The sequence below is a fragment of the Bacillus sp. PSXD-155 genome (assembly GCF_049310765.1).
Classification (GTDB): Bacteria; Bacillota; Bacilli; order Bacillales; family Bacillaceae_G; genus Bacillus_A; species Bacillus_A cereus.
On the sequence record NZ_JBMOWC010000009.1, the window covers coordinates 40,310 to 63,678 of the forward strand.

Consider the following 23,369-nt stretch of genomic DNA (forward strand, 5'->3'; position numbering starts at 1 on the left):
GAGTTATCCTGCTATACTAGCAGGATTTTTTATTTCACCAAAACCTCAATTTTGTCAGTTATCAATCCTCTTACAAAAACAGTGCTGAAAGTTTCTCTATATCATGCATATTTGTTCCCCCCTCCTGAATAATATAGTACAACCTAGCGCTATATGTGGAGGTGTGAAAGATGAAACTAATATTTCAAATGGGAAAACAACCTGTTCTTGAAAAAACAATCCTTCTTTTTATATTGAGTATTGTAGAAAGCTTGAAGTTAAAAGTTGTTTCACTCGACGAAGCTCACCGATACATATTCAATTTAGAAGTACTTGAATTATTAATGGATCGGAACATCGATGATCAAGTACTTGAACTTATTCATTTCGGGATGGGACTTGAAGACATTCATCATGTGCTTCCTGAAGAACTTGAGCATACTATCGAGGAATTAAAATGGCTTTGCATCCAAGTGTTAAGTGAATACAGTATGCATGAAGAATCAGAGCAATTAATTGAAGACATACGCTAAAAAGCACCTATGTAGTATGTAGGTGCTTTTTATTTATTAAGAAGTAAATATCCGATGTCGATATATGCAATTTATTCAAGTATTTCCGAGGAAATGCTCGAACATTGCTTTTCTATTTTCACAACAACTGATCAATCCCAATAAGTATTAATAACACTCCTGCAATAACCGTCGCCCATTTCCCTAAGTAAGCTGCTAAATATCGTTTCCCTACATATGCAAAACCACTTATGCAAATAAAACTAAACACCCCAGAAATAGTCGCTGTAAGCCAAAGATTTAAATTTGTTACCCCAGCATCAAACCCACCTGCAATATTATTAATAGATAATGCAACTCCTAAAACAAGTGCTTCAGAAAAACTAATTGTTTTAGATCCATCAAAATCTGCTTTTTCTGGATCACGTAAAATTCCCATAAGTACATTATCATCTTTAGAACCTACAGTATTTTTTTGACCCAAGAAAGGCTGACATAAAATAAACACCCCAATTATCCCTAAAACGATTGCTCCAATCAGGTTTGCTGTAAACTCTGAAATAAATAATGCAATCCAGTTCCCAAAAAATCCAGCTAGTAAAGTAAATAAAAATCCAAAGAATGCGATGATAAAATTGTTAAACCACGAAATACGAATTTTACGAATGCCATACGCAATCCCAACACCTGCATTATCTAAATTAGAAGCAATCCCAATTAAAAAAATTGAAAATAAGCCTACCGTATTCATAAATAGTCACCCCTTTTTCTCACTTTTCAATGCATATTATGAAAATGTTGAGCAACTGTGCCTGTCTGTTTCATATACTTGTAATAAATGCTCAACATTTTTTCAACACTAAAAAAGGAGTGCCTGCACTATGGCTAATGAAAACCCGAATGATCGGCTTGGTAAATTAATAAAAAAACTTTTAAAAGAACGCGCCTTATCTATGCGCCAACTAGGAATACTTACAAATATTGATCCTGCAACAGTCTCAAGAATTATTAATGGCAAACAACCGCCAAAACAAAAACATCTACAAAAATTTGCAGAATGTCTTCAAGTTCCACCCCAATTGTTATTTGATGAAATGTACCCTGATTCTCCTCACATTAATAAAGAAAAAACGGATATGTACACATCTCTTGATACCATTCAACAAACTTTACAATCCTCTAACTTATTCGATTTCGATTACACTACAACTCGCGTAAAACAAGAACTCGAAAATTACGAACGCTATGCCCAGACAACAGAAGGCGAAAAACGTATTCATGACAGTTTTGCAAGCAAATTAGAGCAAATTGATAGTGCTGGTCCTTTTATTGAACAATTAACAGATATGTATCAACAATTTTGTAATGAAACCATTTCAAAAGAAGAACGTGCAGTTCTTGGGAGCGCATTACTTTATTTCATTTTATCGACAGATATTATTCCCGACTATCTCTTTCCAATTGGCTATTTAGATGATGCGATTGCCGTTGAATTAGCAAAAGAGAAATTACTTGAAATGAAACGAAAGACATAGCAAAATAAAGAACTATTTCAGTTGTTTATATTCAACTCTGAAATAGTTCACTAAAAAATCGTACAAGTATACATACTCGTACGATTTTACTATACAAATCTATTTTTTCGTGTGGCACCATTCATATATAAATGTTGTTATCACTTTTGTAAATTCAATTAACTGTTCAATTTCAACTTTCTCATTTACAGAATGTGCTTCTTCTAATGTACCTGGTCCATATATAATCGCTGGAATGTGAAACTCACTAAACCAACCACCATCAGTTACCGTTGCAGACATATCTAAAATTGTATTTTTTGATAGAATAGACTCGTGTACTGAGCTAAGTTTTTTTACAGCTTTATGTTCACTATCTACTTCTAATGAAGGGAAAATTTCCCCACGATCTACAATCATTGATTCTCCGCCCCACTTAAATTGTGGCGGATTTTCACTTAACCATGGATCGGCAGCTGCCACCTTTCCAATATACTCTTCAATTTCGTTTATTATTTGTTCATGTGTTTCATTCGGATAGAAGTGCACTGTTATCCACAATCGGCACTCATCCGCAATAAACGCCGCATGCCTTCCTCCCTCAATAACAGCTGGATTAATTGTTGTTGTTCCAGATGGATAGCCTTCATATGTTTTCATAACTGCCCAGTGGCGCTCTAATTCTTGTAAGCTTTGTAAAATTTTCATCATTTTTTCAATCGCACTCGCTCCAAATAAACGTCCTCCAGCATGGATCATTTGTCTGCGCGTTGCATCATGAAACGTTTGTGGACTTTTCACTGTAATCCATCCAGTAATGACACCGCCTTGTCCTTGCATATGTAAATCGCTCGTATCCACTACTACTGCAAAATCAGCATCGTAACCCCTTTTGCAGCATTGAAGTGTACCTGCTTCTCCAACTTCTTCTCCAATTACCGATTGAAAAGTTAAATCTCCAGGTAATTCAATACCAGCTTCTTGTAAAAGTTGAATGGCAAATAGCGCTCCAGCCAGCCCACCTTTCATATCTGCTGCGCCACGTCCAACTAACCAGCCATCTTTTATAAATGGATCAAATGGATTTGTTTCCCACGCCTCATCTGCTGACACTTCGGCTACATCCATATGTCCATTAATAATAAGACTTTTATATGAGTCACTTTTTATCCCTTTTTTTACCCCAACAACATTCGGATCATTCGGATATACATCCCATTTATCAATACTAAAATTTCGTTTTCTTAAAAACTCTGCAACAAATTCTTGTGCTTCATTTGTATTTCTCGCTGGCGGTGCTGGTGTTTCAAAACGAATTAAAGTTTTTGTAAGTTCTAGTAATTCCTCTTTCCTTGAATCTATTTGTTTTAACAACTGCGAAACTTCTGGATTCATCGCTAATTCCCCTTTGCATACATAGTATGTTTCCAGCTTTATTTTCACAAAAAAAGAGACTGTTTACAATTTTACAGTCTCCTAATTAATCACTATTATAAACTCTCTACTTCCGTTGTATTTGTCTTTTCAATATGCTCTACATTACTTCCCTTATTTCTTGTAGCACGATAAAACAGTAAGCAAACAATCATAAATGGAATACCACAATACAATGCCATTCTTTGTTCTGGAATAAAGGCCATGCCAACGATTACTGTTAAATTTAATACTAACGCAAGAAGTGGTACAAATGGATACAATGGTGTTTTAAATTTCAAGTCCTTAACATCCCCGCCCCGCTTCATGTATGACCTTCTAGCTAATAAATTTGATAAAGCAATAGATGCCCAAACTAGTATCGCTCCGAATCCAGCGATAGAAAGCAGCCATAAATAAACTGTATCTTCCGCATAAATACCTGATAGTAGTGAGAGACACCCTACAATTGTGCTTACGATTAATGCATAAATAGGAACACCGTTTTCAGATAACTTTCCAAAAATTGGACTAATCATTCCTTGATTAGACATAGACCATAGCATACGCGAAGTTGCATATAATCCTGAATTCGCAACGGATAGTACTGCTGTAATAATAACGAAATTTATAATATCTGCTGCATAAGGAATACCAATTTTATCAAATACAACTACGAATGGACTTTCTATTACTCCTGCTTGCTGCCAAGGGAATAGTCCAGCAAGAATAAAAATAGATAGTACAAAGAAAACAAGTATACGCCAAACTGTATTGTTAATTGCCTTCGGGATCGTTTTCTCTGGATTTTCACTCTCACCTGCTGCAATACCAACTAATTCTGTTCCTTGGAAAGAAAAATTAACTGCAATCATTGTAATTAAAATGGCTGATAATCCATTTGGAAACAATCCACCATAATCAGTAAAGCTAGAGAACATTGGCGCTGGTTCATTCCCTTTCATATCTAGAAACCCAAACATTGCTGCCCCGCCCAAAATAATAAATGCAATAATTGTAATTACTTTAATACTTGCAAACCAAAATTCCACTTCCGCAAAACTTCTTGAAGATAACGCATTAATAGCAAAGAGCAGTACCGCGAACACTACACACCAAATCCATGACGGTACATCAGGAAACCAACGTTTCATCAAAATACTAACTGCAATTAATTCAATACCTATCGTAGCAGACCAGTTTAACCACGACATCCATCCCACTACATAACCTGCTGCAGGAGAAATATGCTTTGTCGCATACGTTTGATAAGACCCTGCGTCAGGCATCGCAACCGCTAACTCTCCAAGACAGAGCATCGTTAAATACATTACAAATCCACCGACAAGATACGCTACAATTGCTCCTCCAGGTCCAGCTTCATGAATCGTATAACCTGATCCTAAAAAAAGTCCTGTACCAATAACTCCACCGAGTGCAATCATAAATATGTGCCTACTTTTCAATTCTCTTTTTAATCCTTGGTTTTGATCCATCATATAAATCCCCCCTTTTCACTTTGCCAATCCATTTAATGTAAGCGTTTTTAAAATTCTTCACCGTAAAAATAATGATTTAAAAGAGCAAAAATACACATCACTTACATTAATCACTGCCTGTTACTAAAAGGTCATCCCTTACTGTTATTAATAACTTTTGATCAGCAATAGCTTGTCCTTCTACTACTTCTAATGATTCAATATAACCACTGATTCCTATCTTAATTTCTACTTTCTGTTTATCTATTGTTTCAATTAACGCTAATTTCTCCCACTCGTATACGTAAGAACTTTCCGTAACAAATAACTTCTCTACTTTTCCATAACAAGGACTATACACACCTTCTATAACTGTCTTCACTTTATAAATCCCTCCCTCTTATTAATTGACACCGAAACGTTGTATATCCTGTAAAAATTCATATTCTCCCCTCTAGAGATTTCAAATATTATTTATGCAAAATGCGTACCAAGTCTCTAATTCATATATTAAATGAGAGTTTTACACAAAAAAGCGTGCACAACCGCAAAATTTTTCTATCATTTGAAAAGTTTTAAAAGGAAAATAGCAAAAAAATTTTGCGGTTTTATAAGAATTTTAATAAAATTATAAAAAGTCAGTCTTCATAGGGTGAAATGAGGAGAAGATAATCTATGCGTACAGAAGACATTAATTTTAAACAGATCATTGAAATGAACATGCTATATGAAACTTTACTCAATGAACTCGATATCGGGATTCATATTATTAATGAGGAAAGTAAAACGATTATCTATAACCGCAAAATGATGGAAATTGAATCAATGGAACGCTCAGATGTATTATATAAAAGTCCTTTAGAAATATTTGCATTTGAAGAAAATAAAAATAGTACTCTTATAGAGGCATTAAAATTAGGAAAAACAAACAAAAATATAAAACAAACGTATTTTAACAATAAAGGACAAGAAATTACAACGATTAACGATACTTTCCCTATAATAGAAAATGGAAAAATTAAAGGCGCTATTGAAATATCAAAAGAAATTAGTAACTTAAAGCAAACAATAAGAATGGGCCCTTCTCGAAAACAAAGTACTAAATTTACCTTTGATCACATAATTGGTGATTCTGAAGCTATTCAATCAATCATTACTGAAGGAAAAAGAGTAATTCGTACATCTTCCTCCATACTTCTAGTAGGAGAAACAGGCACTGGGAAAGAACTATTTGCACAAAGCATCCATAATGAAAGTCAGCGTTCAACAAAACCCTTTATTTCACAGAACTGTGCCGCTATACCTGATACACTCATGGAAAGCTTATTATTCGGTACAAACCGAGGTGCATTTACAGGAGCTATCGATAAAGCTGGTTTATTTGAAGAAGCGAACGGAGGAACTTTGTTATTAGATGAAATCAACTCATTAAGTCCAGCACTTCAAGCGAAGTTACTACGAGCTATACAAGAAAAAACAATACGAAGAATCGGAGGCACACACGAAAAAGAAATTGATGTTCGTATTATAGCAACTATCAATGAAGATCCTTTCGAAGCCATCGCACATAATCGATTAAGAGAAGACTTATATTACCGATTAAGCGTCGTTACTTTATGTCTTCCGCCTTTACGTGAAAGAAAAGAAGATATTCTAGCTCTTGTTCAGCACTTTATTGAAAAATATAATACTCAATTCGGGCTAAACGTAACCGATGTAGATGTAAATGTAAGAGAATTTTTCTATGCATACGATTGGCCTGGGAACGTACGGGAGTTGGAACATATAATTGAAGGTTCCATGAACTTAATAGAAGATGAAACCATCATTACAGCGTTTCATATGCCTACTCGCTTCCGTGAACGAATAAAAACAGAATTCAATATGCAACATGCACTAACTAATCACAATACTGATGCACCAAAAACTTTAAAACACACAATAGAAAAAATGGAAAAGAACTACATTAACCAAATTCTTAAAGAGAATCATGGCAACATCTCACAAGCTGCAAAATTTTTAGGATTAAGTAGGCAAAACTTACAATATCGAATTAAAAAACTGCATTTACACATATGAAATGAACATGTCTCCAAGTGTAAAAACAACTTGGTAAAATATGTTATAATAAACATATAACATGCTAGAAAGGGGCTATATATATGAGTAATGATAAAAAATTAAAGTTATTACAATACTTATACTTTTTCCCTGCCATGCTCTGTATGATGTTATTCATTAATGCCGATGTAAGCAGCTCTCCTTATGCAAAACTATTTGGAACAATTAGCGGCTCCTTTGCAGCTATTATGCTTGCTGCTTTTTGGAATTTGAAGATACGTATAAAAAAAGAGAAATCTTCGTAATACTAAAAAAATCGAGCTACTTAGCCCGATTTTTTTATTTGCCATTAAAACTCAACATTCTCCAAATACAAACCACTCGCCTCAGCAAGACAATTAATTTGATTACGTTGTTTCGCCTCTAGAATTTGTGGAATTGCTTCAGCATCTAATTGTCCTAATCCAACTTCAATTAATGCTCCAACAATTTTTCTTACCATGTTATGAAGGAAGCCGTTACCACTTACTCTAATTTGTACAAACCCTGCCTCTTCCATCACATCAAGTGTATATACTTCTCGAACCATAGATTTTTTCTTTGATTTCGCATTTGAAAAAGCAGTAAAATCATGTGAACCAACTAAATGTTTCGCAGCTGCTTTCATGCTTTCCACATTTAATTTTTTATTCACATGCATGCTGTATTTACGCATAAATGGATTTGTATGCTCTTCATTCCAAATTTTATACAGATATGTTTTTGCTTTAGAATTGTAACGAGCATGGAAACGATCATATACTTCTTCCACATTCGTAATGCTAATATCATTAGGTAAATATTGATTTAAATATTTTTTCACTTTATGTTCCACTAACTTCTCATCACTTTGAAAGTTAGCAACTTGATTCAAAGCATGTACACCAGCGTCTGTTCTACTACAACCGATAATTTCAATTTCTTTTCCGATCATTTCAGATATGACACTTTCGATTTTTCCTTGAATCGTATTATCGTTATTACCGAGACGTTGCCATCCTTTAAAACGTGCACCATCATACTGAATCGTTAATTTATAATTATGCATAATATTCTCCTTCATAGAAAATATTCCCTCATACCATGAGGGAATATTAATAAACTTTACTTTCTAACAAGCTTCACTACATTTTCTACGTGAGCTGTATGCGGGAACATATCAACTGGTTGCACATACTCCACTTCATAGCTCTTCATTAATGCTTGTACATCACGTGCTAATGATGAAGGATTACAAGACACGTACACAACTTGTTTCGGCTTCACTTTTAAAATTGTTTCCAGTAATTTATCATCGCAACCTGTACGTGGTGGATCGACAACAATTACATCTGGACGCCATCCTTCTTTTACCCATTTCGGTAACCATTGTTCAGCTTTACCTGCTTCATATTTCGTATTTGTAAATCCGTGACGCTTCGCATTTTTTCTTGCATCTGCAATCGCTTCTGGAATTACATCCATACCACGTACTTCCGCTGCATCATTTGCAAGCCAAAGTCCAATTGTACCAACACCACAATACGCATCTACAATTTTCTCATCGCCTGTTAACGCAGCTGCTTTTTTCGCTTCATTATATAAAACAACTGTTTGTTCTGGATTCAACTGGAAGAATGCACGTGCTGATAATTCAAATGATAAATCGCCAAGTGTTTCTTGAATTACTTCTTTTCCAGCTAATTTAAATGTTTTGTCTCCAAAAATAACAGATGTTTTACGCCAGTTTACATTTTGCATAATTGATTTAACCGCTGGCATCTGTTTTTGTACTTCTGCAACAAATTGTTCTTTATTTGGTAATTCTTCTTTTGTTGTAATAAGTGTAACTTGTACTTCCCCTGTTTGAACTGCAGTACGTGTTACAATTGTGCGTACTAAACCTTTTTGTTTTTTCTCGTTGTAAATAGAAACATTTAATTTTTCTAAAATACGTCTTACAACTTTTGTCGCTTCATTCGTTGCTTTATGTTGAATCATACAGTGAGCAATATCAATTAACTGATGTGAGTTTTGTTTATATAGCCCTGTAATAACCTTTTCGTCTTTACGCCCCACTTGTAATTGACTCTTATTACGGTAATGCCATGGATTTTCCATGCCAAGCGTTGGACGAATTTTCTCTTCCATACTGTTTTTCATGTACTTCTCAAATGCTTGTACAACGATATCACGCTTTTGATTCAATTGTTCTTTATAATCTAAATGTTGCAGCTGACAACCGCCACACTCCTCATATACTGGACACGGTGCTTTCACACGATGCGGTGAAGCTTTACGAACTTTTTTCACTTTCGCTTCAGCGAAGCCACGCTGAATTTTCGTTGTTTCTGCAACAACTTCTTCTCCTGGTAATGCCCCTGGAATGAAAACAACTTGTCTCTTAAAATAACCAACGCCTTCTCCGTTAATCCCAAGACGTTTAATTGTCACAGGAAACGTTTGACCAACTTCCAACTTACTCTCATGTTGCTTTTGTATCATTATTACACCTCTACTCTATACTTTTCCATAAATATAACGCTGCATAACTGCAGTATGGTTCACACTCTTGTTTCACTTTTTCTAAAAATACATCATCAGGTTTATCATCTAATTGAAATATACCTTGCACTGCACGCTGAATCCCAATGTCCGCTTTCGGGAACATATTTTTCCGTCCAAGCCCAAACATTAAAAAGTTTTGCACTGTCCATGCACCAATTCCCCTAATTGGCAACAATTGTGCTGAAACTTCTTCTTCCGTCTCATTTTCTATACTCGCTAAATTTAATGTACCACTGACAATACTTCGACCTAATCCTACTATATATTCAGCCTTTCGCTGACTAAACTTCTGCTCTCTCAATTCTTCTATTGAAATATTTGCTACTATTTCCGGAGTGGGGAAAAAGAATACACCGTTCTTCTCTGTTCCATACCGTTTCACAAATTGTTCTGTTAACACAGTAGCAAATTTCAAATTTATTTGTTGGTGAATGATACAGCGAAGAAGACAAGCAAAATAATCAAATTCTAAAATAATTGGAGTATAAGCATATGTTTCAAATAGTGGACGTAATGATGTGTTTAAAAAATGATTTTGTATATCTTGAAACGGTTCATTCCAATGAAAAATGGCTCTCATTCGTTTCATGACTTTCTCCGGATTTCCTGTCTGACTAGAAATCCAAAACTGTGGATTTTGAACAGTACCAATCCCTTGTAAGCGAACAATAACCTGTTCCTCATCTATACAAAGCGGGATATAAATGACTTTCTCATCTAATTGAATGACGTTAAGAGGATCAAAAGATAAACGTTTTAATACTTCTTCAAAATGATACGGATACTCTAACGTAACATGTTCGCTCCACATACGTTTCCCCATCCTTTTTACACATCATTATAGCATGAGAAAACCGTAAGCATACATGCTTACGGTTGATTGCCTTTTACTAAGTCATCTAGACTTTTAAAATGATACCCTTTCTCGCGCAAATCATCAATGATTTTTGCAAGTGCTTCTGCATTATCTTTTGATATTGCATGAAGTAATAAAATAGATCCTGGATGAATCATCGTCATAACATTATTATGCGCATATTGCCATCCTCTTTGCTGATCCACTTTCCAATCCAAAAATGCAAGTGACCAAAATACATTATAGTAGCCCATTTCTTTCGTAAGAGCTAACGTTCTTTCACTAAATACACCGCGCGGAGGACGTACATATTTCACTTCTTTTTGCCCAGTTACTTTTTTAATTTCTTCCGTTACACTCGTTAATTCTTCACGAAGCTTCTCATCATTTACCGCTGTAAAATCAGGATGACTCCAAGAATGATTTCCAATAATGTGTCCTTCATCCTTCATTCTTAACAATAAATCTTTTTGTGTTTTAATGTAATGCCCCGTTACAAAGAAAGTTGCTGGTACTTTTTTCTCTTTTAATACATCTAAGATTTTCCCTGTGTATCCATTCTCATATCCATTATCAAATGTTAAATAAATATCTTTTTTCTTCGTATCTCCTAAATAAAACCCGCCATTTTTTTGCAGTAAATCCGTATATAACTTTCCTGCATCTGGTACTGTTTCATTTTTAGGACGCGGGATTCCCCAGTTATGTGGAGTATTTGTATAAGCCAATGCCGAAACTGGAACAAGTGCCATCATAATTGAAAAAATGAGACCGATATATAACCATTTATATTTCATAAATAGTCTCCTTTCCATATATAATCGTACCTGTAGTTTCTGTTTACTTACTTACTTTCATGCTGTGCATGTTTTTCTATATATACCAAAAAATGCATCTCGAAAGATTCGAGATGCATTTTTGTTTATTTAAATACCGGCTCTTTAAAGCTCGCTAATTTTTCAAGTGATGTTTTATCAACATCTGCATGTAAACTATTACCATGAGAGTCCATCGTTACAACTGCTTTAAAACCTTCAATGCGTAAATGCCACATTGCTTCTGGAATACCAAATTGTAAGAAATCAACATCTTTCACTTCTTTAATACATTCAGCATAATATTGCGCCGCACCGCCAATTGCGTTTAAGTACACGCCGCCGTGTTCTTCTAAAGCCGCTAATGTTTTCGCACCCATACCGCCTTTTCCAATAACAGCGCGAATACCAAATTTCTTCATAATATCGCCTTGGTACGGTTCTTCACGAATACTTGTCGTTGGACCTGCCGCTTTAATTTGCCAATTGTCATTGTCATCTTTCACAACAACTGGACCACAGTGGTAAATAATTTGTCCATTTAAATCTACTGGACAATCATTATCCATTAAATGCTTATGGATTGCGTCACGACCTGTATACATCATGCCATTAATTGTTACAACATCACCAACGCGAAGTCCACGAATTTGCTCTTCTGTAATTGGTGCTTGTAATACAATCTCACGTTGCTCTGTTTTTTCTTGTGCTTCATGCTGAAGTGTATCTTCACCTTCTTGATATAACCAATCCATAATTTCACCTGTTTCAGGATGGATTGTTACACCTAGGCGGCGATATGCCCAGCAATTATACGCCACAGATACGTAGAAGCTAGCCGGCAGGCGGTTATACACGCCAATTTTACAGCCCAGTAAAGTTGTTTCTCCACCAAATCCCATTGTACCAATGCCAAGCTTATTCGCATTTTCTAATACGTACTCTTCAAGTTGTTGTAACTCTGGTACTGGATTGACATCATCTAATGTACGGAATAATTGATTTTTTGCTAATTCATAACCTGATGTGCGGTCTCCCCCGATACCAACACCAATTACACCAGCACTACATCCTTGACCTTGTGCTTGGTATACTGCATGAAGAAGGCATTTACGAATTCCTTCTAAATCACGGCCAGCTCGTCCAAGTCCTTCTAGTTCACACGGTAAGCTATATTGAATATTTTTATTCTCACAGCCACCACCTTTTAGGATTAAACGTGCATCAATATAATCTTTTTCCCATTGTTCAAACTTAATAACCGGTGTACCTGGTCCTAAATTATTTCCACTATTGTCTCCAAAAAGAGAGTCAACAGAATTTGGACGAAGTTTACCATCTTTTGTCGCCCGCTCAAGCGCATTATAGATAGCTTCCTTCAACTTTAATTGATTCACACCAACTGGTGTATAAATTTTAAACGTTGGCATCCCTGTATCTTGGCAAATCGGTGAGATGTTATCATCAGCCATTTTAATATTATTTGTAATTGTGCCAAGTGCCATCGCAGAACGAGTCCCTGCATTTTCTCGCTCTTTCGCTTGTTGAATCGCACGACGAACATCTTTCGGTAAGTTCGTTGACGTTTCAACAATTAGTTGATACATGCTTTCTTGAAGCTTTTCCATTGTTACTTCCCCCTCAATTGTGAACGCTACCAAAACGTTATGAGCTGAAAATTCCATTGTTATGCTCTTTAGCTTTTTATTTGTTTCACGCTATTAAAGCATAAATGAAATTTTTCACAACTTGATTATACCTCTTTTTCTATCGTCCTTCTATTATCCGCACAGAAAAAGGCTACCAAATTGGAATTGGCAGCCTTTTTAATATATTATTCGTCTTTTTTAAATTGCTCACATTTTAATTCTAATTCATCTAACATTGCAAGAAGACGATCTACATCTTCTAATTCTACTTCTTCAGGTTCAATTGTATCAATTACTTCAATGAACATATTTAAACGCTCTTTTAAATATACTAATTGTGTATCTTTATCTTGAATTGCTTTTCCCATGAAGGCACTCTCCTTTTAATTCGAGTTGCTTTTATTATACCGCAAAAATGATTGCTATGGGCATGAAATTTCATCAATTTTGTCACAGTCATCCACTATAATGTAAGCCCTCTCTCTTTTCACGCTAAAAAGTTTCACTTTATAAAAAGCACATATTCTTCTATTATAGAGAATGGACAAATTGTTATTTCAATAGTCAAAGGAGTATTTCATATGACGATATCACAAAAAATGAAGCCGATTACTCCTTCTTACGATCCATGGGAAGCGTATATGGACCTTGAAGAGTACGGCAAACTACTATTAACAAATGTTGAATTTACAACGACGACGTTATGCAATATGCGCTGTGAGCATTGCGCTGTTGGTTACACGTTACAGCCGAAAGACCCAAATCCGCTTCCGATGGATCTTTTATTAAAACGATTAGATGAGATTCCTCATTTACGTTCTTTAAGTATTACTGGCGGAGAACCTATGCTTTCAAAAAAATCCGTCGACAACTATGTAACACCACTCTTAAAATACGCCCATGAACGAGGCGTTCGCACTCAAATCAACTCTAACTTAACTATAGATTTAGCACGTTACGAACAAATTATTCCTTATTTAGACGTGTTGCATATCTCTCATAACTGGGGAACAATTGATGACTTCGTTGAAGGCGGATTTGCAATGATGGAGCGTAAACCTACTTACGAACAACGTGCAAAATTATTCGAAAGAATGATTACAAATAGTAAGGCTCTATCAGATGCAGGTGTACTTGTATCTGCCGAAACAATGTTAAACAAAAGAACTCTACCACATATTGAACATATTCACCGTCAAATCGTCGAAGAGATGGGCTGTAAACGTCATGAAGTTCACCCAATGTATCCAAGTGACTTCGCGAGTAATCTAGAGATTTTAACAAAATCTGAAATTCGTAATGCAATTGAGCATTTACTAGAAATTCGCGATGAAAATGTATGGATGTTATTTGGAACGTTACCTTTCTATGCTTGTAGCGATGACGAGCGAGACATTGCCACATTTAAAAAATTACAAGAGAGCAAAAATATCACTGTTCGTAATGATCCAGATGGCCGTTCTCGTTTAAATGTAAATATTTTCGATGGAAATATTATTGTGACGGACTTTGGTGATGTTCCACTTCTAGGAAACATACAAACAAACACATTACAAGAAGCATATGACAAATGGAGTGCTTCAAAAACAGCAAAATCATTAAGCTGTCACTGTCCTGCAGTAAAATGTCTTGGACCAAATGTTCTTGTAAAAAACAGCTACTATCCGACAGAAGATTTCTTATCAAAAACAGCAAACATTACATTATAAAAAAACGTCAGCTTATAAGCTGACGTTTTTTTATGTTATTGCGAGTGGGAAGAAGAAATGAATTTAAAAAATAAATAATCATGAATTGGAATCGCCGCTCCAATTCCTTGAGAAGTAATATTTTTCACAACAAGTCTTTTTTGATTTCCCTTTAATACAAGATACACTTCTCCAAATGTTACTTTTCCCTTTTCATTTACTGCTGGTGTATAAGCGTATAAATATCCGAGTTGACTCGGACTAATATTATACACACGCTCATGTCCAGTACCATAACCAATAGTTGTTTTAAACGAAAGGGGCAATTGTACTTTTTCAAGCGCTTTGAGAAGCATCATTTTTTTCACATCTGCAGCATCTTTCATATCTGCTGTTAAATCGCCTTCAACCGTCTTTTGTGTTTCTTGCTTATAGCGAAGTGGATATAAACGGTCTCCTCCGCGATTATCATACACATTTCGATTCACTTGTTTATATTCCCAATTAATCGATGTGTCTACTGATTCATAATGTAAAGCCCATTGACCTAAATAAATTTTTGCCCGGTACCCTACTGCAAGCGGCGCATTTGAAATTGTCGTTTCATTAAACATCCGAATTAAGTCTGGATTTTCAATTTTAATATTAGCTGTTTTCAATAGTTCTTGAGCAAACTTACTTGGCTGTAAACGTGGCAAATCTTGCGCATCATTTGGAAATGTATTGTCTTTTGAAATATTTAAAACAGATGAAGGCATTTTTGTTCCTACTGTTGTCTTTGCAAAACTCATGTTAGGAAATAATAAAATAAACGAGACCATAGTTGAAAGACATATGCTGTATACTCGTTTCACCTGTCTGGCTCCTTCCTATGTAAAGGTATATATACTACTTTGTTTATTGTTTTCTCTGAGCACAATTGTTATGCCTATTTTTCATAATAAATAAAAACCAATTCCCATAATGACATACGCGGCTAGTAAAGTGCCGCCTTCAAACCAGTTTGTATCTCCATCATTTGAAATCGCAATCGTTAAGAAAACGGCTGTAATCATAGATACAAGTTCTGGTATGGTAAATACTAAAGGCATCCTCTGCGCGAAGAACATAGATAGCAATACTAGTACAGGAGCAACAAACATGGCGATTTGTAATGTAGAACCTATTGCAATTTCGACTGCAATATTTACTTTATTTTTATAAGCCATAATAATTGCAGATGCATGTTCCGCTGCATTTCCAACAATTGCAACGATAATAACCCCTATAAATAATTCTGACCAACCAAATGATTTTGCAACAGTTTCAAAAGTATGCACGAGCGCCTCTGATACATAAGCTACCGCCAGTGTTGCTATCGCTAAAATAAGGAGTGCCTTCCCTTTCGACCACTCTGGCTCTTCTTCATGCGCTACTTCGTCACTTTTATGTTGATATACACCACGGTGCGTAACTAACTTAAATAGTAATGCAGCAATGTACATGATAATCATAATAATAGAAACACCTATACTTAATTGATACGTCTTGCCAGCGTCCATCTTCATTGAAAAGATCTCTGGAATAACAAAGGCCACGACAACAGCAAATATTAATAAAGCTGAATTATGCCTTGCATCGTAAACGTTAAAGCTTTGCCTTTTATATTTAAGTCCACCTACAAAGAAGGATAGTCCTCCTACTAATAATAAATTTCCAAGTACAGAACCCGTTAAAGAAGCTAACACCACTTCAATTAACCCCGCTTGAAGTGCAAAAATTGAAATGATAAGTTCAACAGCATTACCGAAAGTAGCATTTAATAATCCGCCTATTCTAGGACCAGATACAATTGCTAAACTCTCTGTTGCTCTCCCCATAAAACCAGCTAACGCGATAATCGTAATACAATACACAGCGAACATAATTGTTTCTGGCCAATGAAGTGTTTTTCCAAGTACAGATAGTGGTACACCTATAAGTGCTACTATAAGAAATATTTTATTAAACATGCTTTTCACCCTTCCATCGTATGTATTTCTCCACAATATTATTATTATTCTTCTCCTAACTTGTCCGATTTCATCACAATTACGTTTAAAAAATCGGATTGAAGAAAACAGTATGAAAGATATTTAAATTATCTTGTTTAAACAGACAGAATTATAAATTGTGAAAAGGGGTTAAAATTATGCACTTAAAAGAAAAAATCGCAACTATTATTCAAGGTCAACGTACCGGTGTATTATCTACAGTACGAAATGAGAAACCTCATAGCGCCTTTATGATGTTTTTCCATGAAGATTTTGTACTGTACGTTGCAACAGATCGACAATCAAAAAAGATAACAGATATTGAAAACAATCCTAATGTCCATGTATTACTCGGACGAGAAGGGAAAAAGTTAGATGAAGATTATATTGAAGTTGAAGGATTAGCTTCAATTGAGGAAGACTCGACATTAAAAAACAAGTTTTGGAATAATAGCTTAAAACGTTGGTTACTCGGCCCCGAAGACCCTAATTACGTATTGATAAAAATCAATCCCGACACAATTTATTACATTGATGGTGCCGGTACGACGGAGCCTGAGTTTTTACGACTATAAAATAAAACAAGCCCCCTTAGGTGGGCTTGTTTTGTCGAAAAGTTCTTTTGAAAAAAACAATAAAATAGGTGGAACTTTCTAAAGATTCTGTTATATAATAACATTAACTTAAATAAACTGTATTAAAACAGATTGAGAGGAGAAATAAAATTGATGAAGAGAGAAGAACGCAAAAACATGATTGAGTTTATTGAAAAGAAAAAAGGGATTGAGCGTGACGAATTACTGTTTATGACAGACGATGAAGTAGAACATATTTATAATGTAACGTACTTTTTATATGAGGAAATTGCAGAGTAGTATAATAATCCCCACCTTATTAAAAATATAAGGTGGGGATTATTTCGTTATTTAGCCCACTATTTACAGGCAGTAAAACTCCCACCTTAAAATTCAGGTGGAGCAAGAAGTTAAGTTGAAGTCGTGCTTCCTATAAACCTCAATTGCTTCAACTTTATACATGAGAATCATTTTCATGTATAATACTGTAAGATTGGAGGGATTTTACTATGAGTTCGTGGCTCTTATTTGCACTATTATCAGCAATTGCTGCTGCCCTTGTATCGATTTTTGGAAAGTTTGGTTTAGACGGCATCGATGCAAACGTTGCAACAACAATTCGATCTATTATTATGGCATTATTTATGATAGGCGTTATTATCATACAAGGTAAATTTCAAAATATCGGCGACGTACTGCTAAATAAAAAAGCACTGCTATTTATCACATTAAGTGGGATTGCAGGTGCTTCGTCATGGCTATTTTATTTTCTTGCCCTCAAAACAGGAAAGGTTTCACAAGTAGCTCCTGTCGATAAATTAAGCGTCGTATTTTCTATCATTCTCGCTATGATTATCCTCGGTGAAAAGTTAAACTTTATGACCGGTGTTGGTGTAGTCTTTATTACAGCTGGTGTATTATTTATTGCTTTCAGCTAAAAAAACCGCTATTAGCGGTTTTTCTTTTTCTTTATGTACAACCATACAACACATGTAACAACTGCTGAAATTAATAAAATCCATATTCCATAATGATGTAAACTATACTCAACGAAGCGCCACTTCTCGCCTAACTTCCAGCCAAGCCCAATAAAAACACTTATCCAAATGAGCGCACCACCGTAAGCGTACAAACAAAAACGCCAAAGTGTCAAATTTGATACCCCAGCAAAATATGCTGTTAAATGACGTACTCCCGGTATAAAATAACCAATCATTAAAAGAAATGGCCCATATTTTTCAAATAAAATATGTGTTTTTTCAATGTGATGTTCTTTAATTCTAATTTTCGGCCCATATTTCTTTAAAACAGGGAGCCCAAGTTTTAAACCTAATATGTAGCTTAACGTGATCCCTAACATCGCACCAGCCATCCCACTTAAAAAAGCAGCAGTTCCTGACATAACTCCTTTTGAAACATTATAACCAACAAAGGTCAATAAAAACTCGTCTGGTATCGGTAATCCGACAATCCCACCAGCCAAAGCTATAACAATTCCAAAATAGCCATAATGCGCGATTAACTCGCCAATATGTTGTTCCATTCGGAAGACACATCCTATGCACGATCGTTATTCCACATTGTACCCTTTCTATCTTTAAGGCAAACATGGTATACATATTCACTATACATTGTTTTTATAATGAACTCTACTTCTATTCTTTCCTTTAACAGAGATAAAATTAAACTTCAATCCGCGTGGGTTTTCTTCATCCTCTACTGATTATTAGCCTACATCCATCAGGCTTCTACAGGTATCTCGCCTCCGACATAATTCACTTACATTCACTAATTTTGAGATTAGATTCTTACTGCCTGCAAATGTCCTGATAAAAAATAAAAATTCATATGCGTGTTTTTTTGTTACAATAAAGGAAAGTTACTTTTCGCAACGGTTTAACTCTCAAGAAAAATGATATATCTAGCAAAAACATAGTTTGGTCTATATAATACAACTTCTACCTATTAAAAGAACATGAACCCTTTTACATACAACATCATTTTTCTAAATTATACAGGGGGGAACGAACATGACCATTGAAAATCAATTTATTCAAAAAGTTTACTATAAAACATTTTTAACAGAAGAAACTTCTACTCCTGCATCGGAAGTACTCGGTGAAGCATATATAAATGAATCTAAAAATGAATTCTCCAACATTTCTAATATTCGATTTGCTCAAGGTGAATTTTATTATCAAAATAAAGATTTTGAAGCAGCTATATTTAAATGGGAAAAAGTTAATAATACTCTTGCACTTTGGGCAACAAAAAATATTGCAGATGCTTATTTTGAACTAGGATTCCTACCAAAGGCAGAAGAAATTTATCAATCTATTCAAACAGAAGATACAACTCTTACGATGGAAGTTTCATTACAACTTCTTTCTCTTTATATCGAACAAGATCGTTTAGGACTTGCTTTTAAGACGATTAGTGAAGCTGTTGCATTCCAACCGGATTACCCAAATATTACTGCAATTGCACGTTCTTTCTATGAAAAACAAGAAGATTGGAACAACGCTATCGAACTAGCTGTTCAAGAAGGTATTCGAACACAATCTTTACACTGGTTTGATACATTAATAAATTACATAAACAAAGGATTTACTAAAAATATTAAGCCTGAATATTTCTATGAGTCTTTAAAAGCTCTATATGCTGTTGATCAAGCTCAATTTAAAGAACTTGTTATTGCTCTTTGGAATAGCTACCAACATGAATCCTTATACCTTCCTTGGATTCAAAGTATTAATCATTTATTCTTGCATATTGAAACAGACAATAATGACGATTGGAATGAAATTTCTACTCGCTATCAAGAAACATACTTTGCATTAATTACCGGAAATCATTTTATGCATGAATTAAACGGACTTGTACCAAATCTATTAACAAATTGGTTCAGTTTAACGAAAGCAAAAGATTCTCTAGTTGTCTCTGCAGCAGTATTAGCATGGAATGAAGTCTCACCTACAACTTTAGAATCATTACTCGTAAAAAGTGCTGGATCCTTACTTTCTAATACATCAGCTGAAGCAGATGTAAATATGGAAACAGTTTCTCATTTATTCGAAACAATCGCTGTATGGGCTGAGAAAAATGATGTAGATTTAAGTCATCAATTTACGCTACTCGTCCATGAACTATGTGATTTAAATGTCACACCACTACTAATAGCTGGAACTAGTGACCATGATAAAACATCATTTGTTAATTCAATATTAGGAGAGAACATCTTAACTGAAACTTTAACAACTCCTATTCTATTTAAAGACGCTAGTCAAACTGAAATAACAGAATTTACCGAGTTAGATATCAGAAATATCTCTAACCTTGATGAATTCCATCAAATAACGGCTACATCTGCTCAGTCAGAACTTGAGAAAAAATGTATAGAAATTAAGCTACCAAGTAGATTTTTAAGAAAAAATAAGTTTACATTTCTTATTACACCATCCATTCAAGGACAATTGGATAAAAACAATGCATACTTTGAATACTTACAAGCAGCAGATAGCCTTGTTTACGTATTAAATTCTTCTTCACCATTGCATAGTGAAGAAATTGATACGTTAATTTATTTACGTGAACAAGTACCAAACTTACAAATTCACTTCGTATTACACACAAATAATACGACTACTAATGAAAAACTAATTAGTAAACTTAAAGTACATTTTCCAGATGCACAATTCTTCCCATACTCTCCTTCGCAAGAGAGTAGTCAGCAACTTGGAGATGTAACAGAATCTATTCTCTCTAATCTTGCAAAACGCGATATAGAAAAAGAACGTATAGAAAAGCTAATATGGTTTACGCAAAAGACAATTGCTTATCTCATAAATGAACGTGTGGAATTAGAAAATACATTAGTAAAATCCGTACGCTGGAATAAACACATCTCAGTGAAACTTACTGGATTTATTAATAACCTTACTGCTCTTGAAAAAGATAAAATTCGCTCTATTACCGAATCCTATCTTTTAACGAAAGAAGAAATTACACGAGATATACATTCTCAAATTCCTGAATTATTACAGAGCTGCTCTGATCTTGTTCAAGAAGATAGTGATTTCAAACTAGTTCATGAAGAATTAAATGCTGCAATGAATGAACGAGTTCAAAAGCATGTACAACAGGTACTTCTTCCTAAATTTACTGGGTCTATTCAAGAATGGATTGAAACAGCACATAATGAATTTATTCAAGCTCAAGCTTATTTAGATGAAATGAGTGAAACGTTTAATAAATTATATAAAGAAGAACGTATGAAACTTCCTTGCGATTTCAAATTATTAGATGATTGGAATCGAGATGTTGTACGAATGACAAATCGAATTACAGTAACGAACATCAATATTTTATTACGCTTTACACCAACACAGTTTTTCTTAAAAAGTGCCGGAAAATTATTTGGTAATATGCAAAAAAACCAATCTATGCTCGCCAACAAATATAAACAATATATTGAAACAGAAGACTATACAGAAATTGCTCACACAATTTCAAAACAATTCTTCCTACAATTTGAAGTATTTGAAGGTGCATTAGAACGTGATATCATGATGTTCTTTAAAGATCCACTTAGCATATTGAAACAAAATGTGGATGCAGCTCAACTTGAGATAAAGGAAGACGAGCAAACATTAGCAACGCTAAGAAGCAATCCAGAAACATATCATGATCCTTTAGCGCTATTTAAACTACAATTGCTACAACATAAATTTGTTTTAAGTACTACAAAGAAACATGAAGATATCTTTGTATCTAACGAATCTCCTACTGTTTAACAAAAAAACCAAGCAAACTAAAATTTGCTTGGTTTTTTACTTTATTATCTTCATATTTTCAAACGGATAATAAATGCCTGCTAACTTACCTAACACATCTTCTCTATCAATAAAACCTAAACCATTTCTACTATCTTTACTTATTAAGCGATTATCTCCCATAACAAAAATCTTATTTTTAGGAACTGTAATCGGTCCAAAGTCCTCTGTTAAATTCATAAGTTTTTTTTCTGCTTGTTTTTTATTACTATCCAAATACTCTTCATCTATCACTTCAGAATTCACATATAATTGATCATTTCTCATCTCAATTATATCTCCAGATAATCCAATCACTCTTTTGACATAAAAATTATCTGTTTTCACAACAATAATGTCTTCTCTCCCATAGCTTTCAAATTGTTTTGCTAACTTATTAACAATTACCTTATCTCCATCTTGCAACGTCGGCCTCATGGATGCTCCTTTTACAGTCGTCGGAAAAAACACAAAAATTTTCGCCAAAAACACCAATAAACACGCAATTGCAATAGTTCCAAAGAATTCACGCCAACGTTTTTTCTTTTGCATCATTTCACCAACTCATCATCTTTTTACTTTTATTATAAATAATACGACCGATGATTTTCTACAAAATTCTGAATTATAAAATTATAATATTAGAAATTTAAAAATAAAAATAAAAATACTGATTAAATTAAACAAGCAAAAAAGATACTCTCAAAATAGTCTATTCACTATTTTGAGAGTATCTTTTTATAATCCCACATATACAATACACATTTGAGCAGCTACATATGTAAACCAAATCCAAAGTGGCTCATACTTCAATTTACGCCCTCCGATATCTGTCACGCCAATAATAAAATCAGAAATCACAAACAGTAAACCACCAAACGCTGGTATCCACCATATTCCTGTATTTTCATAATATAAGGCGAATGCAAAGCAAGCCATTCCTCCAACCCACAATCCGTAAATTAGAGCTCCTATCGTAAACAATTTATCCTGTTTATCATTTCGGATAAAGAAGAACCATCCTACAATTAGAAAGAGCCCATATACGAGTAAGCCAATCCAAAAACCATTCCACGAAATTCCTGTTTGCAAAAATGCTTTTACATAAAAACAATGAGCAAGAGCGAAAGTAACCATCCCACCAATTAACCTGTGACCAATTGGAATCAGCCCAGCCATAAACAAATCTCCCACAGTCGATAAAGTCATACCAAGTGCAACCCACGTACTATACTCTACAGATGGATCTTGTAACCATATCCAAATTGCACTACCTGTTAAAGAAAAACTAAGAATAAGACGGATTGCTAAAGGTAACGGCATATTATCTTTCGTTCTTTTTGTCTGCCGCATTGCATAAATTGCACCAATTAAAAAAAGAAGTATTTGCCCAATTAACACCACGTAAAGTAGATTCATA

General features: G+C 34.6%; 24 protein-coding genes. 9 read left to right on the forward strand and 15 right to left on the reverse strand.

Annotation, left to right across the window (positions count from 1 at the left end; all coding sequences use genetic code 11):
* Positions 1–170: 170 nt before the first annotated feature.
* Positions 171–512: a DUF3969 family protein gene (locus ACO6VI_RS12720; protein WP_000766603.1), complete on the forward strand. Its 342-nt coding sequence runs from the start codon at positions 171–173 to the stop codon at positions 510–512.
* Positions 513–630: 118 nt separating this feature from the next.
* On the opposite strand, the gene ytaF is transcribed toward ACO6VI_RS12720, so the two are convergent.
* Positions 631–1,242 (reverse strand): sporulation membrane protein YtaF, encoded by a 612-nt coding sequence (gene ytaF, locus ACO6VI_RS12725; protein WP_001098787.1) that lies wholly within the window; start codon positions 1,240–1,242, stop codon positions 631–633.
* Between the two features lie 130 nt (positions 1,243–1,372).
* Between ytaF and ACO6VI_RS12730 the strand changes: the two genes are divergently transcribed.
* Positions 1,373–2,026 (forward strand): DUF1232 domain-containing protein, encoded by a 654-nt coding sequence (locus ACO6VI_RS12730; RefSeq protein WP_001262773.1) that lies wholly within the window; start codon positions 1,373–1,375, stop codon positions 2,024–2,026.
* 99 nt (positions 2,027–2,125) lie between these two features.
* On the opposite strand, the gene ACO6VI_RS12735 is transcribed toward ACO6VI_RS12730, so the two are convergent.
* The 3 genes from ACO6VI_RS12735 to ACO6VI_RS12745 all read right to left on the reverse strand — a co-directional run bounded on the left by ACO6VI_RS12735 (position 2,126) and on the right by ACO6VI_RS12745 (position 5,278).
* Positions 2,126–3,400, reverse strand: a complete 1,275-nt coding sequence (locus tag ACO6VI_RS12735) for an acetylornithine deacetylase (RefSeq protein WP_001067761.1) — start codon at positions 3,398–3,400, stop codon at positions 2,126–2,128.
* A 95-nt stretch (positions 3,401–3,495) separates the two neighbouring features.
* On the reverse strand, positions 3,496–4,917 hold the full coding sequence (locus ACO6VI_RS12740; protein WP_000969245.1) for an amino acid permease: 1,422 nt from the start codon (positions 4,915–4,917) through the stop codon (positions 3,496–3,498).
* Between the two features lie 106 nt (positions 4,918–5,023).
* Positions 5,024–5,278 carry a biotin/lipoyl-containing protein gene (locus ACO6VI_RS12745; RefSeq protein ID WP_000859489.1) on the reverse strand — a complete coding sequence of 85 codons (255 nt, stop codon included), beginning with the start codon at positions 5,276–5,278 and terminating at the stop codon, positions 5,024–5,026.
* 293 nt (positions 5,279–5,571) lie between these two features.
* Here ACO6VI_RS12745 and ACO6VI_RS12750 point away from each other — a divergent pair, with 293 nt between their 5' ends.
* A complete protein-coding gene (locus ACO6VI_RS12750) occupies positions 5,572–6,975 on the forward strand; it encodes a sigma-54 interaction domain-containing protein (protein WP_001258420.1) in 1,404 nt (467 codons plus the stop codon).
* Positions 6,976–7,058: 83 nt separating this feature from the next.
* Complete coding sequence (locus ACO6VI_RS12755; protein WP_000063858.1) at positions 7,059–7,262, forward strand: hypothetical protein; 204 nt, start codon at positions 7,059–7,061, stop codon at positions 7,260–7,262.
* 44 nt (positions 7,263–7,306) lie between these two features.
* Here ACO6VI_RS12755 and truA read toward each other — a convergent pair whose 3' ends face one another.
* From truA to ACO6VI_RS12785, 6 genes are all read right to left on the reverse strand, one after another.
* Complete coding sequence (gene truA / locus ACO6VI_RS12760) at positions 7,307–8,044, reverse strand: tRNA pseudouridine(38-40) synthase TruA (protein ID WP_048538466.1); 738 nt, start codon at positions 8,042–8,044, stop codon at positions 7,307–7,309.
* 56 nt (positions 8,045–8,100) lie between these two features.
* On the reverse strand, positions 8,101–9,480 hold the full coding sequence (gene rlmD, locus ACO6VI_RS12765) for a 23S rRNA (uracil(1939)-C(5))-methyltransferase RlmD (protein ID WP_000615213.1): 1,380 nt from the start codon (positions 9,478–9,480) through the stop codon (positions 8,101–8,103).
* A gap of 10 nt (positions 9,481–9,490) precedes the next feature.
* Positions 9,491–10,354, reverse strand: coding sequence for a DNA-3-methyladenine glycosylase family protein (locus ACO6VI_RS12770; protein WP_000269416.1), 864 nt, complete (start codon positions 10,352–10,354; stop codon positions 9,491–9,493).
* 59 nt (positions 10,355–10,413) lie between these two features.
* A complete protein-coding gene (gene pdaA, locus ACO6VI_RS12775) occupies positions 10,414–11,196 on the reverse strand; it encodes a delta-lactam-biosynthetic de-N-acetylase (protein ID WP_000875956.1) in 783 nt (260 codons plus the stop codon).
* A gap of 125 nt (positions 11,197–11,321) precedes the next feature.
* On the reverse strand, positions 11,322–12,842 hold the full coding sequence (gene fumA, locus ACO6VI_RS12780) for a class I fumarate hydratase (protein ID WP_000413530.1): 1,521 nt from the start codon (positions 12,840–12,842) through the stop codon (positions 11,322–11,324).
* Positions 12,843–13,048: 206 nt separating this feature from the next.
* A complete protein-coding gene (locus ACO6VI_RS12785) occupies positions 13,049–13,231 on the reverse strand; it encodes an SE1561 family protein (RefSeq protein WP_000513558.1) in 183 nt (60 codons plus the stop codon).
* 213 nt (positions 13,232–13,444) lie between these two features.
* Between ACO6VI_RS12785 and yfkAB the strand changes: the two genes are divergently transcribed.
* Positions 13,445–14,572 (forward strand): radical SAM/CxCxxxxC motif protein YfkAB, encoded by a 1,128-nt coding sequence (gene yfkAB / locus ACO6VI_RS12790; protein ID WP_422423435.1) that lies wholly within the window; start codon positions 13,445–13,447, stop codon positions 14,570–14,572.
* Positions 14,573–14,607: 35 nt separating this feature from the next.
* Here the strand turns inward: yfkAB and ACO6VI_RS12795 are convergent, their stop codons facing one another.
* Together ACO6VI_RS12795 and cax are read right to left on the reverse strand one after the other, a co-directional pair.
* The gene (locus ACO6VI_RS12795; protein WP_002098868.1) at positions 14,608–15,405 is read right to left on the reverse strand and encodes a YfkD famly protein; all 798 of its coding nucleotides are present in this window, start codon (positions 15,403–15,405) and stop codon (positions 14,608–14,610) included.
* 81 nt (positions 15,406–15,486) lie between these two features.
* Positions 15,487–16,542 carry a calcium/proton exchanger gene (gene cax, locus ACO6VI_RS12800; protein WP_000482131.1) on the reverse strand — a complete coding sequence of 352 codons (1,056 nt, stop codon included), beginning with the start codon at positions 16,540–16,542 and terminating at the stop codon, positions 15,487–15,489.
* Between the two features lie 179 nt (positions 16,543–16,721).
* On the opposite strand from cax, the gene ACO6VI_RS12805 reads away from it, so the two are divergent.
* The 3 genes from ACO6VI_RS12805 (at position 16,722) to ACO6VI_RS12815 (ending at position 18,076) form a co-directional block, all read left to right on the forward strand.
* Positions 16,722–17,138, forward strand: a complete 417-nt coding sequence (locus tag ACO6VI_RS12805) for a pyridoxamine 5'-phosphate oxidase family protein (RefSeq protein WP_000550219.1) — start codon at positions 16,722–16,724, stop codon at positions 17,136–17,138.
* A 153-nt stretch (positions 17,139–17,291) separates the two neighbouring features.
* Positions 17,292–17,438: a BH0509 family protein gene (locus ACO6VI_RS12810; RefSeq protein WP_000817786.1), complete on the forward strand. Its 147-nt coding sequence runs from the start codon at positions 17,292–17,294 to the stop codon at positions 17,436–17,438.
* Between the two features lie 209 nt (positions 17,439–17,647).
* Positions 17,648–18,076, forward strand: a complete 429-nt coding sequence (locus tag ACO6VI_RS12815; protein WP_000100295.1) for an EamA family transporter — start codon at positions 17,648–17,650, stop codon at positions 18,074–18,076.
* Between the two features lie 11 nt (positions 18,077–18,087).
* On the opposite strand, the gene ACO6VI_RS12820 is transcribed toward ACO6VI_RS12815, so the two are convergent.
* Positions 18,088–18,681: a DedA family protein gene (locus ACO6VI_RS12820; protein WP_000434878.1), complete on the reverse strand. Its 594-nt coding sequence runs from the start codon at positions 18,679–18,681 to the stop codon at positions 18,088–18,090.
* A gap of 487 nt (positions 18,682–19,168) precedes the next feature.
* On the opposite strand from ACO6VI_RS12820, the gene ACO6VI_RS12825 reads away from it, so the two are divergent.
* A complete protein-coding gene (locus ACO6VI_RS12825; RefSeq protein ID WP_023520995.1) occupies positions 19,169–21,931 on the forward strand; it encodes a tetratricopeptide repeat protein in 2,763 nt (920 codons plus the stop codon).
* A 36-nt stretch (positions 21,932–21,967) separates the two neighbouring features.
* Here ACO6VI_RS12825 and lepB read toward each other — a convergent pair whose 3' ends face one another.
* The gene (gene lepB, locus ACO6VI_RS12830; RefSeq protein WP_000983309.1) at positions 21,968–22,504 is read right to left on the reverse strand and encodes a signal peptidase I; all 537 of its coding nucleotides are present in this window, start codon (positions 22,502–22,504) and stop codon (positions 21,968–21,970) included.
* A gap of 183 nt (positions 22,505–22,687) precedes the next feature.
* The gene (locus tag ACO6VI_RS12835) at positions 22,688–23,368 is read right to left on the reverse strand and encodes a lysoplasmalogenase (RefSeq protein WP_001051080.1); all 681 of its coding nucleotides are present in this window, start codon (positions 23,366–23,368) and stop codon (positions 22,688–22,690) included.
* Position 23,369 lies beyond the last annotated feature (1 nt).

Bases quoted from the DNA above. Each gene is read 5' to 3' on its own strand.
- ACO6VI_RS12720 (WP_000766603.1), top strand. From the start codon at position 171: ATGAAACTAATATTTCAAATGGGAAAACAACCTGTTCTTGAAAAAACA.
- ytaF (WP_001098787.1), bottom strand. From the start codon at position 1,242: ATGAATACGGTAGGCTTATTTTCAATTTTTTTAATTGGGATTGCTTCT.
- ACO6VI_RS12730 (WP_001262773.1), top strand. From the start codon at position 1,373: ATGGCTAATGAAAACCCGAATGATCGGCTTGGTAAATTAATAAAAAAA.
- ACO6VI_RS12735 (WP_001067761.1), bottom strand. From the start codon at position 3,400: ATGAATCCAGAAGTTTCGCAGTTGTTAAAACAAATAGATTCAAGGAAA.
- ACO6VI_RS12740 (WP_000969245.1), bottom strand. From the start codon at position 4,917: ATGATGGATCAAAACCAAGGATTAAAAAGAGAATTGAAAAGTAGGCAC.
- ACO6VI_RS12750 (WP_001258420.1), top strand. From the start codon at position 5,572: ATGCGTACAGAAGACATTAATTTTAAACAGATCATTGAAATGAACATG.
- ACO6VI_RS12755 (WP_000063858.1), top strand. From the start codon at position 7,059: ATGAGTAATGATAAAAAATTAAAGTTATTACAATACTTATACTTTTTC.
- truA (WP_048538466.1), bottom strand. From the start codon at position 8,044: ATGCATAATTATAAATTAACGATTCAGTATGATGGTGCACGTTTTAAA.
- rlmD (WP_000615213.1), bottom strand. From the start codon at position 9,480: ATGATACAAAAGCAACATGAGAGTAAGTTGGAAGTTGGTCAAACGTTT.
- ACO6VI_RS12770 (WP_000269416.1), bottom strand. From the start codon at position 10,354: ATGTGGAGCGAACATGTTACGTTAGAGTATCCGTATCATTTTGAAGAA.
- pdaA (WP_000875956.1), bottom strand. From the start codon at position 11,196: ATGAAATATAAATGGTTATATATCGGTCTCATTTTTTCAATTATGATG.
- fumA (WP_000413530.1), bottom strand. From the start codon at position 12,842: ATGGAAAAGCTTCAAGAAAGCATGTATCAACTAATTGTTGAAACGTCA.
- ACO6VI_RS12785 (WP_000513558.1), bottom strand. From the start codon at position 13,231: ATGGGAAAAGCAATTCAAGATAAAGATACACAATTAGTATATTTAAAA.
- yfkAB (WP_422423435.1), top strand. From the start codon at position 13,445: ATGACGATATCACAAAAAATGAAGCCGATTACTCCTTCTTACGATCCA.
- cax (WP_000482131.1), bottom strand. From the start codon at position 16,542: ATGTTTAATAAAATATTTCTTATAGTAGCACTTATAGGTGTACCACTA.
- ACO6VI_RS12805 (WP_000550219.1), top strand. From the start codon at position 16,722: ATGCACTTAAAAGAAAAAATCGCAACTATTATTCAAGGTCAACGTACC.
- ACO6VI_RS12810 (WP_000817786.1), top strand. From the start codon at position 17,292: ATGAAGAGAGAAGAACGCAAAAACATGATTGAGTTTATTGAAAAGAAA.
- ACO6VI_RS12815 (WP_000100295.1), top strand. From the start codon at position 17,648: ATGAGTTCGTGGCTCTTATTTGCACTATTATCAGCAATTGCTGCTGCC.
- ACO6VI_RS12820 (WP_000434878.1), bottom strand. From the start codon at position 18,681: ATGGAACAACATATTGGCGAGTTAATCGCGCATTATGGCTATTTTGGA.
- ACO6VI_RS12825 (WP_023520995.1), top strand. From the start codon at position 19,169: ATGACCATTGAAAATCAATTTATTCAAAAAGTTTACTATAAAACATTT.
- lepB (WP_000983309.1), bottom strand. From the start codon at position 22,504: ATGATGCAAAAGAAAAAACGTTGGCGTGAATTCTTTGGAACTATTGCA.
- ACO6VI_RS12835 (WP_001051080.1), bottom strand. From the start codon at position 23,368: ATGAATCTACTTTACGTGGTGTTAATTGGGCAAATACTTCTTTTTTTA.